Origin of the sequence: Bradyrhizobium sp. UFLA03-84 (assembly GCF_002289535.1) — a bacterium.
In the GTDB taxonomy this organism is placed as follows: domain Bacteria; phylum Pseudomonadota; class Alphaproteobacteria; order Rhizobiales; family Xanthobacteraceae; genus Bradyrhizobium; species Bradyrhizobium viridifuturi.
Map to the genome: position 1 here is coordinate 156,078 of NZ_NSJY01000009.1, position 20,304 is coordinate 176,381.

Below are 20,304 nucleotides of genomic sequence, written 5' to 3' on the forward strand. Positions count from 1 at the left end.
TGGGTTATAGGTCCCGGGTCAAGCCCGGGACGACAGCGGAGGTTGTGGCGCGATCGCGCCCTCAATGCGCCAGCCGCCACACCGCGCCGCCGATCGCGCCGACCCACAGCACGACGGAGGCGACTGCCTGGATGGCGAAGCCGGGGCTGCGTTTCGCCACTGCCTCGCGATAGCCGATGAAGTAGACGACGCGGCCGACCACCCAGATCGCGCCGATCGCCGCCGCCGCGGCATCGCCGACATAGTTCGCGAACAGCCACAGCGACGGCAGGAAGATCGGCATCCATTCCAGCGTGTTCATCTGGATGCGGAAGATGCGCTCGAAATCCGGATGACCTGAAATCGCCGGTAGCTTGACGCCATAGGCGACGCGGGCGCGCGCGACTTGCGTGGAGGTGAAGAAATAAAACGCGACCGCAAGGCAGGTGACGATGGCCGTGTAATGGTACATGGCAGGCGTGTCCTCTCTGTTGGCTCCGATGTCATGACGCGGCGGCGCCGCGCGGTGTGACAAGCGGGGCTTTCTTTGCGGCGCCGATCTTCCGTCGACGTCCTAGTATCCCGTCATCTCAAGATAGCCGATTCCGGCATGGCTGCCTGAAAAGCGGATCGGGCCTTCCCAATAGGGGAAGCTGGTTCCCATCCAGGCCTTCGGATTGACCGGCGTGGTCTCGATGGCAAGGCGGCGCGCCGGAAGTGTCACGCGCCATGAGGTCGGCAGCTTGCGGCCGTTGATCTCGGTTGTCGCTGTTGGCGCGATGCTGTTGCCGGCGGCTGCGATCTCGGTAGAGCGGCCATCCGGCGTGATCCAGTTGCCGAACAGGTTCTCGCGGCCGTCTTTCTGGCGCAGCCGGTACAGCATCAGTTTCTCGTCGCCGGGTAGATGCAGCGAGAACCAGTCCCAGCCGGTTTGGTCGGCGGCGAGCGGTTGGCTGCTCCATTCGCGGTCCATCCAGGCTGTGCCGGTGACGTCGACCGCCTTGTCCTCGATCACGATGCGGCCGGACGCCCTGTAGAACGGCTGGCTGTAATAATAGGAGGCCTGTCCGCGATCTGATTTGCGGCTGTAACCGTGGTCGCCTTGCAGCACCAACGCGCGGTCGGTTTCGAGCCGGAGCGTGGTCGAGAAGTCGGCGGCGGAGGCCCTCAACTCGAGCGGCGCGACGCGTTGTACATCGAAGTCGTTCAACCCGCGCATCTCCCAGGCGTCGATCCAGGCGCGGAACGGTGTGGCTTCGACACCGGCCTGCCCGACGCCGCCGCGCGCAAACGTTTCGCTGAAGCGGTGCGTGGTGGCGCTGGTCACGGCAGCGTGGCCCATCCACACCTGCTGATTGGCCCACCCCTCGCTGGGCCCGCCCGGCTTCATGGCTTGGCGGAACAGCGTCCATTGCATGCCATAGGCTGCGCCGCCGGCATCCGACAGGTTCGCCGTCACGTACCACCATTCGATCCGGAACTCGGGATGCGGGCCGTGATCGACGGGGAAGACGAACGGCTTGCCCGGCGTGACGGCGGCAAAGCCTTCGGCATTCTCGCCGAGCCCGGCAAAGCCCTGCGCGAAGCCCTTGCCGCCGAGTGCCAGCGCCAGCGCGCCGCCGGCAAAGGCACGCCGCGTGATCGTGCCGCTAGCGCTCATTGACGAAGGTCCGGATCAGGGTGGCCGGCTGCATGCGGGCCAGTCTAGCAACCGGCAGCGCCGCGGCACAGAGCGCTGCGGCCATCGCCACCGCGAGCAGCTCGATCAATTGCAGCGGGAAGACGTGGAACGGTAGCCGCCAGCCGAACGCCTTGACGTTGACGATCGCAAGCAGGCACCACGCCACCAGAAGTCCGAGCGGCAGCGCGAACAGCGCGGTGATCAGCGCGACCGCCATCGTCTTCAGCAGTTCGAGCGCCGCAAGCCGCCGCCGCGTCAGGCCGATCGCCCACAGCGGCGCCAGCTGCGGCAGTCGCGAATTGGCCAGCGTGAGCAGGCTGGTCAAGAGCGCGATGCCGGCGACGCCGAGCGTGAAGGCGTTGAGCGCCGCGGTCACCGAGAAGGTGCGATTGAACACCCGCTTGGATTCGCGCTTCATCGTCGCCTGGTCGGCGACGCTGCGGTCGTCGAGACCGAATTTTTCCTGCAACGCCGTGATCAACGGCGCGATCTTGTCTGGTGCGACGCGGAGCCCGATCCGGGTCAGTGGGGTCTGTGGGAAGTGGCGCGTCAGCGCAGCGAAGTTGACCGCGATCTGGCCCTTCGGGTTGCCGTAATCGGCGTAGATGCCGACGATCTCGAGCGGCCAGTTGCCGCCCGGCGCGGGCAACTCGATGTGATCGCCGATCGCAAGCTTCATTCGTCGCGACAATTGCTCGCTGACGAGGCAGGTGTCGCCGGGGCGCAGTCTGATCCAGGCATTCGCCGCGCTCTCCAGCAACGGCCAGTTGTCGCGGTAAGTGCTGTGGTCGGGCAGGCCGAGTACCTCGATCGGTGCGCCACCGAACTGGGTGTCGGCGCGGCCGCCGGGCAGGATCGCCTCGACCTCTGGTCGATCGCGCAGCCATGCCTTGATCTCCTTGGCCTGCGTATCGCTGGAGGCGCTGACATAAACGTCGGCGGCAAGCCTTCCGTCGAGCCAGACCAGGAAGGTGCGGCTGAAGCTGTCCACCATGGTGCCGACGCCGACATTGACCGCGAGCGCGAGCAGCAGCGCCATCAGCGCCAGCGACAAACCGGACAGCTGCTGGCGGCTGTCGGCCCAGAACCAGATGCCGACCGGCGCGCGCGCGCTGCGCTGGCCGATCGCGAGCGCGATCTGCAGCACCATCGGCAGGATCAATGCCGCGCCGAGCATCAGCGCGGCCAGCACGGCAAAGCCCGCGATCAGGGAATCGCCGAACTGAATGAGCACTGCTGCGGCCGCGAACACCGCGAGCGCCGCCGCGCTCTGGAACATCAGCCAGCGCCGCTGCGCCTGCTGCCAGGCCTGCGGCTGCGCCGTCGCCAGCACCGGCATCCGGATCGCCTTGGCAAGGCTCGCGGCCGCAGCTGCCAGCGCGCCGAGAATGCTGATGGCGATTCCGGCGAACCACCAGACAGGCTTCAGCGAAAGCTGCCCGGGGATCTGCGCCCCATAGAGCCCGCGCAGCGACGCAGCGACGTCGGGCAGCAGGGCCGCCGCGATGAAGTAGCCGCAGACCAACCCGATCAGGCCGGCGACCAGCGCCAGCGATACCAGCTCGATCACCAGCACGGTGTTGAGCATTCGCGCCGAGACGCCGCAGGCGCGCAGCGTGCGCAGCATCGGCAGCCGCTGCTCGAAGGCGAGCCCGATCGCGGAGTTGACGATGAACAGGCCGACGAAGAACGATAGCAGGCCGAATGCGGTGAGGTTGAGGTGGAAACTGTCGGTGAGCCGTTCGAGGTCGCTCTCGGCACTTGGCTCGACCAGGTGGAGTTTGTCACCCGCCACGCTGTCGAGCGTTGCGTGAGGCGTTTTGGACTTGCCGACCAGCAGGCGCGACACCTGGCCGGGTAGCTTCAGGATATCCTGCGCGATGCCGATATCGACGACCAGCGCACCGGGCGCGAGCTCGGCCTGCACGCGCAGCGGCGGCAGGCTCAAACCGTTCGCCTGCGGCCGCTCGCCTTCCTTGAGGGCGAGATCGCGCAGCGTCTCCGGCGCCACCAGCATTTCGCCGGGCGGCGTGACGAAGGCCTGCAGGGTGCCGCGTCCCACAGCCGGCGCGGTGCCGACCTCGGAGGGCAAGGTCACCGGCTCGACGCCGAGCAGGCGGAAGCTGCGCCCGTCGATCTGGACGCGGCCCTCCAGCGTCGGCGACACCTGCCAGCCGGCGCGGCGCAGATCGACGAACAGTTGTTGCGGGAAGGTCGCGCTGTCGCGGCTCACCAGCATGGCGGTGCGCGAGCCGCCGAAGGTCGCGGCCGCGCGGTCATAGGCGATGCGCGCCTGCTGGTTCAACGCCTGCACGCCGCTCCACAGTGCGGTCGCCGAGATCAACCCGATCAAGAGCGTCGCAAGCTGCATCGGATGCCGCCGCCAGTGGCTGAGCAGCACCGCGAGGATCCAAAGCGCGCGCCTCATGCCACCACTCCGGCATGCAAGGTGACCTGACGGTCGAGCGTGGCCGCGAGCCGCGCGCTGTGGGTGACCATCAGGAAGCCGCAGCCGGTGCGGACAACCAGATCGCGCGCCAGATGCAGCACCTCGTCGGCGGTGTCCTCGTCGAGATTGCCGGTCGGCTCGTCGGCGAGCAGCAACAGCGGCTTCGGCGCCAGCGCGCGGCCGATCGCGACGCGCTGCTGCTGGCCGCCGGACAATTGCTCCGGATAGCGCCTGAGCAGGTTCTTCAGGCCGAGACGCTCGACCAGCTCGTCATGCCAGGTCGCATCGTGCCGGCCGGCGATGCGCGACTGGAATACGAGATTATCCGCGACCGTCAGGCTCGGGATCAGATTGAATTGCTGGAACACGAGGCCGAGCCGATCGCGGCGCAGCTCGGCGCGGCCGGCATCGTTGAGGCCGGAGACGATGATCTCGGCGAGGGCGATCTCGCCGCTGTCGGCAGCATCCAACCCTGCGATCAGATGCAGCAGCGTGCTCTTGCCGCTGCCGGATTCACCCGTCAACGCGACGCTCTCGCCGGTTGCCACCGTGAGATCGACGCCGCGCAGCACCGCGACGTCTTCGCCGGCGGAGCGGTAACTCTTGGTCAGGCCGGTGACGCGAAGCAGCGCGGCGGTCTGGTCAGGCGAAGCGATGGCGGTGCCTCATTGCGGCTTCTGGTATTTCAGGACGAACTCGTCGATCGGCACCGGGGCCTTGAAGACGGGAATGTCCTTCGGGTCCTCCGCATGATGCAGGAAATCGCCCTCGGCCACCAGCTTGAAGCCGGCCGCCTCGATTTCCTGCTTCAAAGTGCTCTCCTCGATCCGGTGCAGGGTCTTGGCGACATTGGTGCCGTCGCCCGGCTTGGCCGAGTGATCCGCGATGATCAGGAAGCCGCCCGGCTTGAGTGCCGCGAACATCTTCTTGTTCATCGCGGCGCGATCGACCGGCAGATAGCTGATGTCGTGATAGAAAAAGAAGAAGGTGATCATGTCGAGGTCCTTGACCTCGGGCGGGATCGGGTCGTCATAGTCCCGCACCACATGGACGACGTTCTTCATCGCGGGCGCCTTCGCCCGGTTGTCGAACTTGTCCTTGACGAAGCGCTCGAGCACGCTGGCCGAATCCTGGGCGTAGACCTTGCCCGACGGGGCGACGGTGCGCGCCAATAGTTCGGTGCTGTAGCCGGCGCTCGCGGCCATGTCGAGGATGGTCATGCCTGGCTTGACGCCGGCAAAGGCGAGCATCTTGGCCGGCTGGCGGCGCTGGTCGACCTGGCGATCGGCGTCGCTGCGATCGGGCGCGGCGACGATTGCTGCATAGTCGGGGCTGGCGGTGTTCTCGGCGCGAACAGCTGGTGCAGTGAAGGCGGCGGCAGACGCGAGTGCAGCGCAGGCGACCGCGCGAAGGATCAATTTGTTCATGAAATAACCCCGGCTTTTCGTTGCGCCTGAGCATAGCAGCAGGGCCATGACAGATCACCGTTTCGCGGCCGCGACGACGCGATCGTGATCGGCCGTGACAGGCGCGCCGGGCCGTGCGACCCCGGAAAAATGCGTTGTTGCGTTGCGCAGCGAGGCGTGGCTAGCATCGCCGATTGGGGCCGAATTTACGAAGCCAAAAAACGAAACGACGGGGAGCCAGACATGACGACGCAACCGACGCCCAAGGGGACGTCAACGGGGACGCCCAAGGGCGCCTGGCAAATCACCTTCCTTCTGTTCCTGTTCATGGTGGTGAACTTCGCGGACAAGATCGTGGTCGGGCTGGCCGGCGTGCCGATCCGGAAGGAGATGGGTCTCACGCCGGAGCAATTCGGCGACCTCGGCTCGGCCTTCTTCATCCTGTTCTCGATCTCGGCGATCGTGGTCGGCTTCATCGTCAACCGTGTCGATACGCGTTGGGTGCTGCTGATTCTGGCGGTGATCTGGTCGCTGGCGCAATTTCCGATGATCGGCACCGTGAGCTATGCGACGCTGGTGATCTGCCGCGTTATCCTCGGCGCCGGCGAGGGACCGGCCTTCTCGGTCGCAGCACACGCCATCTACAAATGGTTTCCGGACGAGAAGCGCACCCTGCCGACCGCGATCCTGTCGCAGGGGTCGGCGTTTGGCGTGATTCTCGCGGTGCCGGCGCTGAACTGGATCATCGTCAATCACAGTTGGCATCACGCCTTCGGCGCGCTCGGCATCGTCGGCCTGATCTGGACTGTGGCCTGGCTTGCGCTCGGCAAGGAAGGGCCGCTGGTCTCCACGATGGCCGTCGCCGCCGACGAGCCGCGGATTCCCTACTGGAAGCTGCTGACCTCGCGCACCTTCATCGGCTGCGTGGTCGCGACCTTCGGCGCCTATTGGGCGCTGTCGCTCGGGCTGACCTGGTTCACCTCCTTCATCATCGAGGGCCTCGGCTTTTCGCAGCAGCAGGCCGGCTTCGTTTCGATCCTGCCGTGGATCTTCGGTGCGACGATCGTGATCCTGACCGGCTGGATCTCGCAGCTGATGCTGGCGCGCGGCTTCACCACCCGCGGTGCGCGCGGCGTGCTCGGCTCGGTGCCCCTGATTATCGGCGGCTGCATTCTCGCGACGCTGCCCTATGCACCACAGGGCGGTCTGATGATCGCATTGCTGGTGATCGGCTCGGGTCTGTGCGGCTCGATCTACGTGGTGTGCCCGCCGATGCTCGGCGAGTTCACCCCGGTGTCGCAGCGCGGCGCGATCATCGCGATCTACGGCGCGCTTTACACCATCTCCGGCGTCCTGGCGCCGATGGTGATGGGCAGTGTGATCCAGCATGCCGCGACGCCGATGGCCGGCTACATGTCCGGCTTCACCATCAACGCCGCGATCATGGTGGGATCCGGCGTGCTCGGCTTACTGCTGCTGTGGCCGAACACCGAGCGCGCAAGGCTCGCCGGCACGTCACGGCCCGCGGGCGCGATCAGGAGCGCCGTGTCGTCGACGTAAGGCGGTTGGAGCGCTCAGTTCTATCTTGTCAGCTTGATCGGCTTTGCCTCTCCCCTCGTGGGAGAGGCCGGATGTCGCGCGTCAGCGGGACATCCGGCTAAGGGGTCGTCTCCAAAGGCTCGCGTCTGTCGAGAGACCGCGCCCCTCAACCCGGATAGCGACCTCCAGATCGATGACGCCGCGTTGACTTCCGCAACGTAAGGCTGCAAGATTTGCCGATATTCTACCTGTAAAATTGCACAAGATGTTCGCGGTTCAGGATCGGGCGATAATCAATTTGCGACGGAGGTCCGTGGATGAAGCCTGATTGGTTTACAATTTTGGTCTCATGGACCCCGTTTATTCTCGTTGTGGTGTTTTTCGCGGGTATCTGCTGTATCTCCGCGGCGGCGCAAGGCGCGGGCGATTGCTGATTGAGATTTCCGAGCAACAGGTCGCCGAAATGCGGCGCACGAACGTCGTCTTGGAGAGGGTCGCGGAGGCGTTGGAAAAGCGGTCGCCGGGTTAGCTCGAACAGTGGTGGATCGGAGGAGGAAGGGTATGCGCTCGGGGATTTCCGCGCATGTCTGGACGGTTGCTCTGGTATTCGCAGCAGTTGCCGCTGTCAGCCAGCCGGCGGCAGCCGATGATCGACAGGAGTGTTTGAAGACCTCGAGAGAAACCGCTGCTGCGGCCATCGCCGCCTGCACACGCGCGATCGAAAGCGGCGAGTATGAGGGCCGGGAGCTATCCGACCTGTATCATCACCGTGGCTACACTTGGTCATGGACAAGCGCCGCTGATCGCGTCGACCGCGCCTTCGAGGATTACACCGAGGCGATTCGGGCGGACCCGAAGGCCGTTAGCTCACTGCTCAACCGGGCGAATATCTACAATGAGCGACACGACTACGACAGCGCGATAGTGGACGCCAACCAGGCGTTCGAAAGCGGTCTGTCGGACTATGGAAAAGCGGTCGGATACCAGGCGCGCGGCAACGCCTACCAAGCCAAGGGTGACAACGACCATGCCATCGCGGACTTTAGCGAGAGTATCCGGCTCGATGCGAACAATAAGGTCACACTCGTCAACCGAGGAAACGCATATCTGGCCAAAGGCGATCCCGATCGCGCCATTGTCGATTACGATCAGGTGATCGCGCTTAATCCGAAATCTGCTATCGCCTACTACAACCGCTCCCTGGCGTACAGGGACAAGGGGGACGTCGATCGCGTCATCGCCGACTGTAGTCAGGCGATCGCGCTCTTTCCGAGATATAGGGACGCCTACCTCAACCGCGGGTACGCCTACCAGATCAAGAAGGACTTTGACCGCGCGATCGCAGACTACAGTCAGACAATCGCGCTCGATCCGCAAGATAGGGGCCTCTATGGCCGTCGCGCCGTTGCGTATCTATCCAAGGGTGACCTCGGCCGCTCCATCGCCGACTATAGTCAGGTGCTCCCATGGACCCTTATGCTCACCATCTTGATGATGTGTGTGGTGTTCGGGGTCTGGCCTAATCTCCGAGGGAGCGCGTCCGCGCGGGGGCGGCCCGGGGCGGCGGTCGAAATTGGCGAACAGGAGCTCGTTGAAATGCGGCGGAGGAACGCCGCATTGGAGAGGATCGCGGCGGCACTCGCGAAACATTCGCCGGCCTGATCATTCCGACCGCCGAGATCAACGGGAAGCCGGCCCGGTCGATCCGTTGCCGGCTCGCTCTGCTAAGCAGCCACTTGCCAACGGCATCGCCAACTTCCAGTCCGGCTCGCACGCCCATCAATCGGATGCTCACAAGCGGCATTGGCCTCGTAAACCATCAATCCCTCGGGGACCGATGCGCGAGCGATCGGGCGTGGTGGCTCTACTGCAATCCCCGTGCGCCGCGGACGAGCCGGCCCGGCCGCGCGCCGGTGGCCTTGCCGTCGCGCTGGGTGACGATGCCGGAGACGATGGTGGCGTCGTAGCCGTCGACCTGCTGCAAGAGGCGGCGGCCGCCGACAGGGAGGTCGTAATGCACCTTCGGCGGATGCAGATGCAGCCGGTCATAATCGATCACATTGACGTCGGCCTTGAAGCCCGGCGCGAGCACGCCGCGATCATGCAGGCCGACCGACAGCGCGGTCTTGCGCGACTGCGCCGCGATCACGAACGGGATCGAGAGCTTGTCGCCGCGGCTGCGGTCGCGGGTCCAGTGCGTCAGCAGATAGGTCGGGAAGCTGGCATCGCAGATGATGCCGCAATGTGCGCCTCCGTCGGACAGGCCGGGCACCGCGCTCGGCTCGCGAAGCATCTCGTGCACGGCATCGAGATTGCCGTCGGCATAATTCAGGAACGGCACATAGAGCATGCCGCGGCCCTCGTCGGTCAGCATCGCGTCATAGGCGAGCTCTTCCGGCTGCCGGCCCTGGCGCCGCGCCTGCGGACCGAGCGCGTTCTCCGGCGGTTGTTCATAGTCCGGCGGATTGCCGAGCAGGTACATCTTGTCGTAGTTCGGCCGGAAGAACAGCGGATCGTCGGTTGCGGTCGCGCTCTCGCTCAGGATCGCGGCGCGCACCTCGGGCCGGCGCAGATGCGCGAGCCGCTCGGCCAGCGGCAGCCTGGCGATCTCGCGATAGCTCGGATGGGTCTGGAACGGGTTGCGCGACAATTCCAGCCCGAGCAGCAGCCCGACCGGCCGCGCCGCGATCTGGGTCGTGATCGACAGGCCGCGCGCGGCGGCTTCATTGATGGTGTCCATGGTCTGCCGCCAGCGCCGCGGCGCCTTGTCGGCCTGGGCGACCGAGAACGAGATCGGGCACTTGGTGTTCTCGGCGACCCGCAGCATCATCGGCAGATCTTCGTGGACGGTGCTCTGGTCGAGCACGAATTGCAGCACGCTGCGGCCGACGCCGTGCATCGCGCCGGCAATCGCGGTCAATTCATCCTCGCCGGCCTTCAGCGTCGGCGTGTAGTCGCCGGTCGAGGTACGGTGATTCAGCGTGCGCGAGGTCGAGAACCCCAGCGCGCCCGATCGCACCGCATCGCCGGCGAGTGCCGCCATCTGCTTGTTGTCCTCGGGTGTGGCCGGATCGCGGCGCGCGCCGCGCTCGCCCATCACATAGACCCGCAGCGCTGCATGCGGCAGCTGCGCGCCGATATCCATGTCGAAATTGCGCTTCGACAGCCATTCCATGTAGTCGGGGAAACTTTCCCACGCCCAGGGAATGCCGGCGGAAAGCACCGGCTCGGGAATATCCTCGACACCTTCCATCAGTTGGATCAGCCGGACGTGGTCGCTCGGCCGGCACGGTGCGAAGCCGACGCCGCAATTGCCCATGATCGCTGTGGTGACGCCGTTCTGCGACGACGGCGTGATGTCCTGGCTCCAGGTCACCTGGCCGTCGTAATGGGTGTGGACGTCGACGAAGCCGGGCGCCACCAGCTTGCCGCGGGCATCGATCTCTTCCTTTCCCTTTGCCGTGACCTTGCCGACTTCGGTGATCTTGCCGCCTGAGATCGCGACATCGGCTTCATAGAGATCGCCGCCCTTGCCGTCGGCGACGTTGCCGCCGCGGATCACGAGGTCTGGGGTTGAGGTCATGGCATTTCATCCCGAGGCTGTTCTTGGTTATGCCGCATCATGGGAGAGCCCTTGATGCTGTCAACCATCGCCGGTGAAGCTCTGGGATGCGCTGGCAGTTCGTCGCGCCCTGGCGTTGCCGCCCGGCGGAAATTTGTTCCGCCAGGCTAGCCGCCGCGGAGCTAGCGCGCGCCGAAGAACGCCGTCTTCTGGGTTTCCTCGGCCTGCAACCGGGCGCGCACGCGCATCAAATCCTTCCAGCCGATATAGCCGACCAGGCGCTGGTCCTCGCGCGAGATCACGGGCAGATGCGAGACGTTGACCTGCATCAGTCGGTCGGCCAGCCGGTCGAGAAATTCGTCGGGGTAGGCGACGGTGATCTTGCTCCCGGTCAAAAGCTGGCCGAGCGTCGCGGTGCGATGCTTGCCGGCGCGGCGCCAGCGCAGCACGGACGGCGGGTCGATCACGCCGAGCACGTGATGGTTGGCGTCGATGACCGGGAAGCTCGGATGGCCGGTCTTCGGGTTGGTCAGGAAGGCTGCCGCGCCGTGCAGTGTCATGGTGTCGGCGACGGTCTCGACCGCCTTGGTCATGACGTCGCGCACGCGCGTCAGCGCGAACGGATCGACGCGATACTCGCGCACCAGGTGGTGGCCGCGCCGCGCCACCTTCTCGGTCAGGATCGATCGCCGCATCAGCAGCACCGTGACGCCATGCGCGCTGCAGCAGGCCGCGATCAGCGGCAGCAGCACATGGGTGTTGCCGGTGAGCTCGACCGCGAAGAAGGTCGCGGTCAAGGGCGAGCGCATCGTGCCGCCCATCGTCGCCGCCATCGCCAACAACGCCCAGAAGCCGGGACTCGCCGCCGGCAGGTATCCGCTCAGTGCCGTGCCCATCGCGCCGCCCATGATGAGCAGCGGCGCCAGCACGCCGCCCGAGGTGCCGGAGCCTAGCGCTACCGACCAGATCACGGCCTTCACCACGAGCAGCAATAGCGCGGCCTTCAGCACCACGTCGCCTCGCAGCATCGATGCGAGATTGTCGTAGCCGACGCCGAGTGCCTGCGGCTCGATCAGGCCGCCGAGGCCGACGACCAGTCCGCCGATCAGCGGCCACCACATCCAGTGGATCGGCAACTTCAGGAAGATGTCCTCGCAGCCATAGACCAGTTGCGTCAGCACGCCCGACAGCAGACCGGAGAGGATCCCGATCAGCATCCAGGCGCCGAGCTGCAGCACCGAGATGTCGACGCCGCCGGTGAACGGAAACAGCGGCACGGGCATGTGCAGGAAGGTGCGGCCGACGGCGGCCACGACGGCGGCGACGGTGACGGGAATGAAGCTGCGCGGTGTCCATTCGAACAGCAGGAGTTCGACCGCGAGCATGATAGCCGCGATCGGCGTTCCGAACACGGTGGTCATGCCGGCGGCGGCGCCGGCCACCAGCAGGGTTTTGCGCTCGTTGTCGCTGACGGGAAGCATCTGCGCGATCAGTGAGCCGATCGCGCCTCCGGTCATGATGATCGGACCCTCGGCGCCGAACGGGCCGCCGGTGCCGATCGACACCGCCGACGACAGCGGCTTGAGGATCGCCACCTTGGGGTCGAGCCGCGAACGTCCGAGCAGGATGGCCTCGATCGCTTCGGGAATGCCGTGCCCGCGGATCTTCTCGCTGCCGAACCGCGCCATCAGGCCGATGATCAGCGCGCCCGCGACCGGCACCAGCACGGTCCACAGGCCGAGCGGCGAAGCCTGCAATTTCAGGTCGGCGAAGCTGAACTGACCGAAATAGGCGATGTTGGTGGCAAGCTTGATCAGCTGCAGCAGGCCCGCGCCGGCCAGCACGCCGGCGGCGGAGACAAACACCGCGATCGCCGAGATCACTACGACGCGCGGATCGGTGGTGAAGTCGCTCAGAAGGTGGCTGGCCTTGTCGCCGATCTTGTCGCCCATCTTGGCGCTCGTGTCGGCGGCGGCGTTCGATTTGGTGGAAATGACGCTCATTGGCGGCGCAGGGCTCGGGTGAGAGGATGCCGGCGTAATATCGTATTGCGATATAATTACAAGCGTGGCCTCGGATGGCGGCGTTGCAGACGCCTGCGCGCCGCCGGCCCGCGGGTTCCCGGCCGTGCGGCCGGCTTGCTCGCGGAGAACGAAGCGCGAGGGAGGCGGTCCTTCCCCCGGATAGCGGCGCAATTCCCTGCAACGTGACCGCGTGGATTCGGCTACAATTCGCAGCCAACGCACGCTGCCATGCCAGGGATTTGGCTTGTCATGGTCATGAAACCTTCATAAACCATGCGCCGGGGGCGATATCATTGAATGGACGGCGGCCGGTCGTGACCGAGGCGGGCACTGCCATTGCTGTCACGCATGGCGATCAGACGGAATTCGAACTCAAGCTGCTTGCGCCGCAAGGAAGCCTCGAAAAGCTGCGTGAGGCGCCCTGCATCGTGCAGCACGCGCGCAATCGCGGTGCATTTCACCGGCTGGAAACGGTGTATTACGATACGGCCGAGCACCTGCTGTTCCAGCATGGCATGTCGCTGCGTGTGCGGCGCAGCGGCAAGACCTTCATCCAGACGCTAAAGCTTTCACCCAATGGCGGGCAGCCGCTAATGCGCCGCCAATGGGAGATGCCGGTTGAGGGCATGGCCCCCGATCTGGCGCGGCTCCCCGCCGACGAGGTCGGCGATCCCATTGCCGCGCTGAGCAACGATGCGCTGGTGCCGGTGTTCGAGACAAAGGTGCGCCGGCACGCCCGGCAACTCGACCTGCCCGATGCCTCGGTTGAAGTCGCATTCGACGAGGGGACGATCGAGGCCGCTTCGCGCCAGGAGGTCCTGTCGGAAATCGAGATTGAACTGAAGAGCGGCAATGCTGGCGTCCTGTTCGACCTAGGAACGCAGTTGCTCGACGCGGCGCCGCTGCAGATCGGCACGCGAAGCAAGGCGGAACGTGGCTATGCGCTGGCGTTCGATGTCGCGCCATCCGCGGTGAAGGCCGAGGCGTCGGACATCACCGCGGATCACGTGGTCGACGACGTCATCGCACTGCTGGTGGGTTCCTGCTGGCATCATCTGTTGAAGAATCACGCGGTGGCCGAGCAGGGGGCGGACCCCGAAGGCGTGCACCAGATGCGCGTGGCCTTGCGGCGCCTGCGCACGATCTGTGCGCTGTTCCGGCGCGACATTCCATCGCCGGCATTTCTGACCGTCAACAGCGAAGCAAAATGGCTGATGCGGCAACTAGGCAAGGCGCGGGATTGGGACGTGTTCGCCGAGACGACGATCACCCGCCTGGTCAAGGCGGTTCCGGATATCGATCTCGGCGGCCTCCGCCAGGCGGTCGAGCAGCGCCAGAAATCGAGCTACGGCGCCTTGCATGGCGTTTTGGCCGATCCCCGTTGCAGCCGCTTCCTGCTCTCGCTGGGGCAGTTGGTGGAACGTCGCAGCTGGCGCAACGAGATCGACAGCGAAGCGCTGGTGACCCTGTCGCAACCGATGCCGGTACTTGCCGATCGGATTCTGCAACGTCTGCATCGCAAGACATTGAAGCGTGGTGTGCGCTTCCGTCGGCTCGATATTCATGCGCAGCACAATCTGAGGATCAACCTCAAGAAGTTACGCTACGCGGCCGAGTTCTTCCTGCCGCTTTATGCTGCCCACGCACCGGCGAAGCGCTACGTGAAGCGGCTCGCCAGGCTGCAGAACAGCCTCGGGCGGGTGTGCGACATCGGCAGCACGCGGGTGCTACTCCATACGGTCGCGCAGGACGATCAGCCTGCGCTGCATCTCGGCATCGGAGCGATGGCCGGCTGGCTGGCCCGCGATCAGATCGCGGTGACGAAAACGCTGCGCAAGAGCTGGCAGCGGTTCAAGACGACCCCCGTGTTCTGGGGCCGGTGAGGCCTTCAGTCGATCTAACGGGACTGCGCCTGGACCGCCATCGTAGATGCCCGCGGCTTGCGCTCGGTGACCAGCGCGAGCAGCACGGTCAGCACCATGAAGACCACCGAGGCGCCAAATACCCAATGCGGCATGTGCTGGTCCATGATCCAGCCGAACAGCAGCGGACTGACGATGCCGCCGAAGTTGAAGCCGGTCGAGACAATGCCGAAGGCGCGGCCTGCGGCACCGGGCGGCGCCGCATTGCGCACCATCATGTCTCGGGACGGCGCGATCACGCCGCCGAGGAATCCGGCAAGCCCCATCGCGAGCGTCAGCGCCACCGGCGGCAGGTTCATCAGTGCGATCAGCAGCACCAGCACGGCATTGACCGCGAAGCAGGCCGCGGCGAGCTGGCTGTGGCGATGGGTCCAGTCGGCGAGATAGCCGCCGGCCAGCACGCCGGCGGCGCTGGCGCCGAGGAATGCGGTCAGCGCGATATTGGCAGTCGAGAACGACGCGCCGTAGCCGCCCATCAGCGCGACCACGCCGAAATTGTTGATGCCGGAGGTCGACAGGCTGAGCAGCGTGAAGAAGGCGGTCAGCACCATCAGCGCCGGCGTGATTACGCTGGCCTTCGGTGCGGCGTCGTCCTTGGCCTTGGTCTTGTTGGCGCCGGCATCGGGAATGCCGAGCACGATCAGGAACAACGCCACCAGCGGACCGACTGCGCCGGCCACGATCAGCGCGCCGAGACCACCGATCGAGGCGACCAGCGCCGCCATGATCGCGGGCGCGACCGCGCCGCCGAGGAAGCCGGCAAAGGTGTGGATCGAGAACGCGCGGCCCATCCGCGCCTCGTCCATATGGGCTGACAGGATGGCGTAATCGGCCGGGTGATAGACGCTGTTGGCAAGGCCGAGCAGCACGGCGCAGACGATCAGCGAAGTATAGCTCAGATGCAGGCCGAGCCCGATCAGCGCGCAGCCGCCGACGGTCAGTCCGACCAACAGGATCTTGCGCGCGCCGATATGGTCGGCGAGGTATCCGATCGGTGCCTGGGTCAGGCCGGAGACCACCGCAAACACCGTCAGCGCGAAGCCGAGCTCGACATAGCCGACGCCGAGTTGCTGCTTCAGGAACGGGAACAGCATCGGCAGCACGAAGATATGGAAATGGCTGACCCAATGGGCGACCGAAATCCCGGTCAGGGTGCGCAGCGCGCTGTCGGCCTTCGCTTGCTGCGGTGCGGCCAGAATATCGACCATGTCTGCGACAACCCACTTTTTCCAAGGCCCGGCAGGGCGGGCCGAAAATAGAGGCTGGCCGCTAATTGTCCATGAACGCAGGCGCATGGCTGCCCCCGGCGCGGGCGTGCCGGATCGACACATGCGGCATTAAAGGCGGCGACAAAGTGCGGCCGCGCGGTGATGATCGGCCATGATCGACGCCAAAAAGCCGCTCCGCGTGCTGGTGTCGGAGGGCTCCAGCACCTCCGGCCGCGAGGCGATCACGATCCTGGGGCTGGCCGGCCATCATGTCGAGGTCTGCGATCCCTCGCGCTGGTGCCTGGCGCGCTATTCCCGTTTCGTCCGCAAATACCACCATTGCCCGCCTTTGCGCACCGATCCGGCCGGCTTCCTGCGCTTCGTCGAGCAACTGTTGGCGTCGCAGCATTTCGATGTGCTGCTGCCGACCCATGAGCAGGGCTTCGTCTTCGCCCGCGCAGCGGCGCGGCTGACATCGCGCACCGGCCTCGCGCTGCCGGAGTTCGCCTCCTATCGCGCCGTGCACGGCAAGGCGGGCTTCAGCCGGCTGCTCGACCAGCTCGGCCTGCCGCAGCCGCCGACCCGGATTGTGAATTCGGCCGAGGAGCTGCGCGACGGCCTGCGGTTTCCATCTGTTGTCAAGACCTCGGTCGGCACCGCGAGCCGCGGCATCTGGTTCGTGCGCGACGCCGGCGATCTCAATCGCGCGCTCTACGATCTCGAATCCTCGGGCGATTTTGCCGGCGAAGTGCTGGCGCAGGATCTCATCACCGGAACGGTCGAGAAGGCGCAGTCGGTGTTCTGCCGCGGCACGCTCGTTGGCTTCCACGCCTATCGGCAGATCGCGGCCGGGGTCGGCGGCGGCGAGGCGATCAAGGAGAGCGTGAGCCGGCCGGCGATCCGCGCCGCGCTCGAGACCATCGGTGCGCATCTCGGCTGGCACGGCGCGCTCTCGGTCGACGTCATCATGCCGCTCGACAGCGCAACGTCGCTGTTGATCGACTGTAACCCGCGGCTGGTCGAGCCCATGAACGCCTATCAGTCGGGCACCGATCTGGTCGATCTCTTGCTGCGGGTCTCGCGCGGCGAGACGCCGGCGCCGCTCGCCGAGAGCCGCGCCGGGGTGCGGACGCATTTGGCGATGCAGGCGCTGCTCGGCAGCGCCTCGCGCGACGGCACGCGGCGCGACCTGATCCGGGAATGCGGCCGCATCGCCGCGGGCGAAGGCCTCTATCAGGGCAGCGCCGAGGAATTGACACCGGTCCGGATCGACTGGCTCAGCGCTGTACCGCTTGGGATAACGGCCGCGCTGCTGCTGGCATCACCGCCGATCGCCGCATCGCTGGCGCGCGGCGGCTTTGGTGCGCACCTGCTCGATCGCGGGAGTATCAGGAAGATCGAGGGGGAGGATTTTTTAAACGGTGCCTCACCGCGTCGTCCTGGCGAAAGCCAGGACCCATAACCACCGCAGCTGATCGTCGACTGGGCTGTGGCCCCAGCCGAACTCAGCCATTACCATCGGTGGTTATGGGTCCCGGGTCGCGCTTCGCTTGCCCGGGACGACAAAAGGAGAAATCTCGTCTCGTCCTCACAACGGCTCATCATCATTGCCGTAGCGGTCCAGCTTCGGTGTGGCGATGTCGCCATCCTCGTAATAATCGTCATCCTGGGCGGCTCGTGGCGGAGGCTTCTTCGCCGGGTCGTCGGTCTTGTCCTTGATCCTGTCGCCGCCCTTGCTCGTCTTTCCGGCCTTGGCCATGCGTTTCCCCTGCACGGGTCAAATCAGCTGCCGGAACTCTACTCCAGTTCCCGGGCGCTTGTAACGTGAGCAAACGGTGCGGCGGGATCACCCGCCGCACCGCGCTTTGTTCGAGCATGATCTTTTCGTAAAACCGGTCCCCACTTTTCCGGATCATGCTCTAAAACGTCGCGCCGGCCTTGACCATGTAGGTGCGGCCGGGCAGCGGGTAGGCCGAGAAGCGGCCGGCCGTGAACGAGCTCGCGATGGCGTAGTCGTAGTACAGCGCGTTGAACAAATTGTTCACGCTGAGCGACCAGAAGAAGCGGTCAACCTGCCCGCTCAGCTTCAAATCGGCGGTGGCGTTGCCGGGAATCCGGCTCTGCGTGTTGCCCTGATCGTTGTCCATGATGCGCGAGCTCCAGGCCCGCACCGTGGCGTCGAACACCAGATAGTTCTGCCAGATATTCCAGGTCACACCGATGTTGCCGGTATAGCGCGACACCAGCGGCACGTCGTTGCCGGCCCACATGCCTTCGCGGAAGACGGCGCGGGTGATCGCCATGCCGCCGCGCAGGGTCACGGTGTCGCTGACCTTGAGCGAGGCGCTGCTCTCTGAGCCGTAGCGGCGGGTCGGATCGAGGTTGACGTTGTAGAACAGCACCGGGTTGAAATGGATCTCGTTCTCGAGGTCCATCAGATAGACGCTGGTCTCGACCTGAAACAGATTGGTCTTGACCCGAAAGCCGCCCTCGATGTCCTCTGACGTCTGGGTCTTGAGCTGGAAGTTCTGCGGGATCGGAGCAAACGTCACCGGGTCGAAAGACGGGCCGGATGCGACGCGCTCATCGACATCGGGGGTGCGGAAGGCGCGGGCGGCGCGGCCGAACACCGAGAACGTGTCGGTGAAGCGATGCTCGACGCCGACATGAGCCGCGTACTGCGTCTCGTTGCTGTCGAGCGGAGCCGCCTGGGTATCGAACGCGAACGGCGCGTTCGGGTCGTAGCGGTCGCGCGCCGAGACGCTGGTGTTCTGAACGCGCGCGCCGTAGGAGAAGTCGGTCGTCGGCAGCAGGCCGAGCGTGTGTTGCCAGTAGCCGGCGACGGTCTGCTGATCGATATTGTAGATGTGGAAGGGGTCGACGCCCTGATAGGCGCCGCGCGCCTCGCGGAACGTCGAATCGTAATAGTCGATGCCGGTCAGGATTGTCGACGGCATTCCGAACGCGACGTTCTTGACGCTGAGCCGCGGCGTCAGCGACCAAGTCTGCAGCGCCGCATCGTTATAGGTCGAGGCGAAGCTGATGGTCGGCACGGCGCCGAAGAAGCCGCTTTGCGTCTCGCGCTGCCGCCAGCCGCCATCGACGATGAGGTCGACGCCGTTGGTCAGCGTCTTGGTGAAGCCGGCCGTGACGCTTGATGTCTGCTGGTTGGCATAGTCGAACGGTGTCGCCGCGCCGCGGCGATCGGTGAGCAGCTCGTTGACGCCGATCGACGGATCGACCAGCCGCCCGCCGGGCAGGCCGAGTTTCTGGTCGCTGCCGGTGACGGTGAGGAAGGCGGACAGGTCCGACGTGTTGTAGTTGACGTTGCCGACCGCGCTGCGCTGGTCGAGCGCGTTGTTGACACGGTAGCCGTCGGACTTGATGCCGTTGCCGTAGAACGATGTGGACCAGGGTCCGGAATTGAGCGCCGCGGACACGGCCGCCATGCGGGTGTTGAAGGAACCGAACCCACCTTCGGCCCGGATCGTGGCCGGCGGACCGCCGGCGCCGGTCTTGGTGATGATGTTGACCACACCGCCCACCGCGTTGTCGCCATAGAGCACCGCGCCGCTGTTGCCTCTGACGATCTCGATGCGCGCGATCGAATCGAGCGGGATCGTGGTGAGGTCGAACCCGGCCTTGTCGACATCGTTGAGGCGGCGGCCATTGAGCAGGAACAGGGTATTGTCGGAGGCGAACGCGCCGAAGCCACGGAGGTCGACCGAGGTCTTGGCGCCGTTCGGTCCGCCGTAGAGCGATTGCAGCTGCACGCCCGGCACCTGCGCGAGAATCTCGGGCAACGACTGCACCGGCGAATGCGCGATGTCGTCGGCGGTGATCACGGTCGAGGAGGAGCCGACGATCCCGGCGAACTGGCGGCCGTCATCCGCGCCGCCTGCTCCGGTGGCGAGGCCGGCCCCGGTCGTGCCCGATCCGCTTCCGCTGCCCGTGTCGTTGCTCTGGGTGGTACCCGGCGCCGGGCGCCGTGGCGCCGGCGTTTCGTCAGCCGCCGGCTTGGCGCGCGTAACATTCTGGTCGCCCGGTTTGGTGACTTCGATCGCGGGCAGCTGATCGGGAGCGGGCGCCTGCTGCGCCTGCGCGGTCGAGACGATGATTGTCGGCACGATCATCGTCGACGCGAGCAGAAACGCGCGGCGCCGACGGGACGGGAAGAGGAACATAGGCGAGACCTCGGCAACGTCAGTGGCACGTCACCGCGAACCAGTCTCACCATGTGCTTGCAGCATCAGGTGAAGCTCATGCCTGTACTCCCCGACCGGCATCCTCGCGTGTGACCACGGCTGACGGCAGGTCTCCTGGCTCGCGGGTCGTTACCCTTCGTCGCCTTCCCAGGACCGAGTTTCCCAGTGGCATCTGACGAAGGATTCACCGCATACAGTTGCGGGGGCAGCCGCGGCCTTGGGGAAGTTTCCCCGCACCGCATTCCCTTTTCATCTCATCAAAGAACCGTCATGTTCATCTAGGGTTCGGCCGCGCAGCAAAGTCAATCCGGCGGAAGTCGGGCAATGAC

The 20,304-nt window shown here is 65.6% G+C and carries 14 protein-coding genes and 1 riboswitch; of the genes, 4 read left to right on the forward strand and 10 right to left on the reverse strand.

What is annotated here, in order from left to right; translation table 11 throughout:
* Positions 1–61 precede the first annotated feature (61 nt).
* The 5 genes from CK489_RS10835 to CK489_RS10855 form a co-directional block, all read right to left on the reverse strand.
* Complete coding sequence (locus tag CK489_RS10835) at positions 62–451, reverse strand: MAPEG family protein (RefSeq protein WP_095732309.1); 390 nt, start codon at positions 449–451, stop codon at positions 62–64.
* A 102-nt stretch (positions 452–553) separates the two neighbouring features.
* Positions 554–1,639, reverse strand: a complete 1,086-nt coding sequence (locus CK489_RS10840; protein ID WP_095732310.1) for a lipocalin-like domain-containing protein — start codon at positions 1,637–1,639, stop codon at positions 554–556.
* Positions 1,629–4,088 carry an ABC transporter permease gene (locus CK489_RS10845; protein ID WP_095732311.1) on the reverse strand — a complete coding sequence of 820 codons (2,460 nt, stop codon included), beginning with the start codon at positions 4,086–4,088 and terminating at the stop codon, positions 1,629–1,631. Before CK489_RS10845 ends, CK489_RS10840 begins: the two co-directional genes overlap by 11 nt.
* A complete protein-coding gene (locus CK489_RS10850) occupies positions 4,085–4,738 on the reverse strand; it encodes an ABC transporter ATP-binding protein (protein ID WP_094193754.1) in 654 nt (217 codons plus the stop codon). Before CK489_RS10850 ends, CK489_RS10845 begins: the two co-directional genes overlap by 4 nt.
* Before the next feature lie 36 nt (positions 4,739–4,774).
* A complete protein-coding gene (locus CK489_RS10855) occupies positions 4,775–5,536 on the reverse strand; it encodes a class I SAM-dependent methyltransferase (protein WP_050626899.1) in 762 nt (253 codons plus the stop codon).
* Positions 5,537–5,758: 222 nt separating this feature from the next.
* Here CK489_RS10855 and CK489_RS10860 point away from each other — a divergent pair, with 222 nt between their 5' ends.
* On the forward strand, positions 5,759–7,075 hold the full coding sequence (locus tag CK489_RS10860) for an MFS transporter (protein WP_095732312.1): 1,317 nt from the start codon (positions 5,759–5,761) through the stop codon (positions 7,073–7,075).
* 540 nt (positions 7,076–7,615) lie between these two features.
* Positions 7,616–8,716 carry a tetratricopeptide repeat protein gene (locus tag CK489_RS10870; RefSeq protein ID WP_095732314.1) on the forward strand — a complete coding sequence of 367 codons (1,101 nt, stop codon included), beginning with the start codon at positions 7,616–7,618 and terminating at the stop codon, positions 8,714–8,716.
* 202 nt (positions 8,717–8,918) lie between these two features.
* On the opposite strand, the gene CK489_RS10875 is transcribed toward CK489_RS10870, so the two are convergent.
* Both CK489_RS10875 and CK489_RS10880 read right to left on the reverse strand, forming a co-directional pair.
* On the reverse strand, positions 8,919–10,637 hold the full coding sequence (locus CK489_RS10875; RefSeq protein ID WP_095732315.1) for an N-acyl-D-amino-acid deacylase family protein: 1,719 nt from the start codon (positions 10,635–10,637) through the stop codon (positions 8,919–8,921).
* A gap of 161 nt (positions 10,638–10,798) precedes the next feature.
* A complete protein-coding gene (locus CK489_RS10880; RefSeq protein WP_095732431.1) occupies positions 10,799–12,568 on the reverse strand; it encodes a chloride channel protein in 1,770 nt (589 codons plus the stop codon).
* Positions 12,569–12,954: 386 nt separating this feature from the next.
* Between CK489_RS10880 and CK489_RS10885 the strand changes: the two genes are divergently transcribed.
* The gene (locus tag CK489_RS10885; protein ID WP_158226429.1) at positions 12,955–14,523 is read left to right on the forward strand and encodes a CYTH and CHAD domain-containing protein; all 1,569 of its coding nucleotides are present in this window, start codon (positions 12,955–12,957) and stop codon (positions 14,521–14,523) included.
* 14 nt (positions 14,524–14,537) lie between these two features.
* On the opposite strand, the gene CK489_RS10890 is transcribed toward CK489_RS10885, so the two are convergent.
* Entirely contained in the window at positions 14,538–15,770 is a 1,233-nt protein-coding gene (locus tag CK489_RS10890; protein ID WP_095732317.1) for an MFS transporter, read from the reverse strand.
* 172 nt (positions 15,771–15,942) lie between these two features.
* On the opposite strand from CK489_RS10890, the gene CK489_RS10895 reads away from it, so the two are divergent.
* Entirely contained in the window at positions 15,943–17,232 is a 1,290-nt protein-coding gene (locus CK489_RS10895) for an ATP-grasp domain-containing protein (protein ID WP_095732318.1), read from the forward strand.
* A gap of 126 nt (positions 17,233–17,358) precedes the next feature.
* On the opposite strand, the gene CK489_RS41685 is transcribed toward CK489_RS10895, so the two are convergent.
* On the reverse strand, positions 17,359–17,529 hold the full coding sequence (locus tag CK489_RS41685; protein ID WP_094193756.1) for a hypothetical protein: 171 nt from the start codon (positions 17,527–17,529) through the stop codon (positions 17,359–17,361).
* Positions 17,530–17,689: 160 nt separating this feature from the next.
* On the reverse strand, positions 17,690–19,903 hold the full coding sequence (locus CK489_RS10905) for a TonB-dependent receptor (protein WP_245350318.1): 2,214 nt from the start codon (positions 19,901–19,903) through the stop codon (positions 17,690–17,692).
* A 159-nt stretch (positions 19,904–20,062) separates the two neighbouring features.
* A riboswitch (cobalamin riboswitch) is annotated at positions 20,063–20,260 on the reverse strand.
* Positions 20,261–20,304: the final 44 nt, after the last annotated feature.

Excerpts from the sequence above, each read along its gene's own strand:
- CK489_RS10840 (WP_095732310.1), bottom strand. The coding sequence starts at position 1,639 with ATGAGCGCTAGCGGCACGATCACGCGGCGTGCCTTTGCCGGCGGCGCG.
- CK489_RS10890 (WP_095732317.1), bottom strand. The coding sequence starts at position 15,770 with ATGGTCGATATTCTGGCCGCACCGCAGCAAGCGAAGGCCGACAGCGCG.
- CK489_RS10855 (WP_050626899.1), bottom strand. The coding sequence starts at position 5,536 with ATGAACAAATTGATCCTTCGCGCGGTCGCCTGCGCTGCACTCGCGTCT.
- CK489_RS10835 (WP_095732309.1), bottom strand. The coding sequence starts at position 451 with ATGTACCATTACACGGCCATCGTCACCTGCCTTGCGGTCGCGTTTTAT.
- CK489_RS10845 (WP_095732311.1), bottom strand. The coding sequence starts at position 4,088 with ATGAGGCGCGCGCTTTGGATCCTCGCGGTGCTGCTCAGCCACTGGCGG.
- CK489_RS41685 (WP_094193756.1), bottom strand. The coding sequence starts at position 17,529 with ATGGCCAAGGCCGGAAAGACGAGCAAGGGCGGCGACAGGATCAAGGAC.
- CK489_RS10895 (WP_095732318.1), top strand. The coding sequence starts at position 15,943 with ATGATCGACGCCAAAAAGCCGCTCCGCGTGCTGGTGTCGGAGGGCTCC.
- CK489_RS10880 (WP_095732431.1), bottom strand. The coding sequence starts at position 12,568 with ATGGGCGACAAGATCGGCGACAAGGCCAGCCACCTTCTGAGCGACTTC.
- CK489_RS10875 (WP_095732315.1), bottom strand. The coding sequence starts at position 10,637 with ATGACCTCAACCCCAGACCTCGTGATCCGCGGCGGCAACGTCGCCGAC.
- CK489_RS10870 (WP_095732314.1), top strand. The coding sequence starts at position 7,616 with ATGCGCTCGGGGATTTCCGCGCATGTCTGGACGGTTGCTCTGGTATTC.
- CK489_RS10905 (WP_245350318.1), bottom strand. The coding sequence starts at position 19,903 with ATGATCGTGCCGACAATCATCGTCTCGACCGCGCAGGCGCAGCAGGCG.
- CK489_RS10860 (WP_095732312.1), top strand. The coding sequence starts at position 5,759 with ATGACGACGCAACCGACGCCCAAGGGGACGTCAACGGGGACGCCCAAG.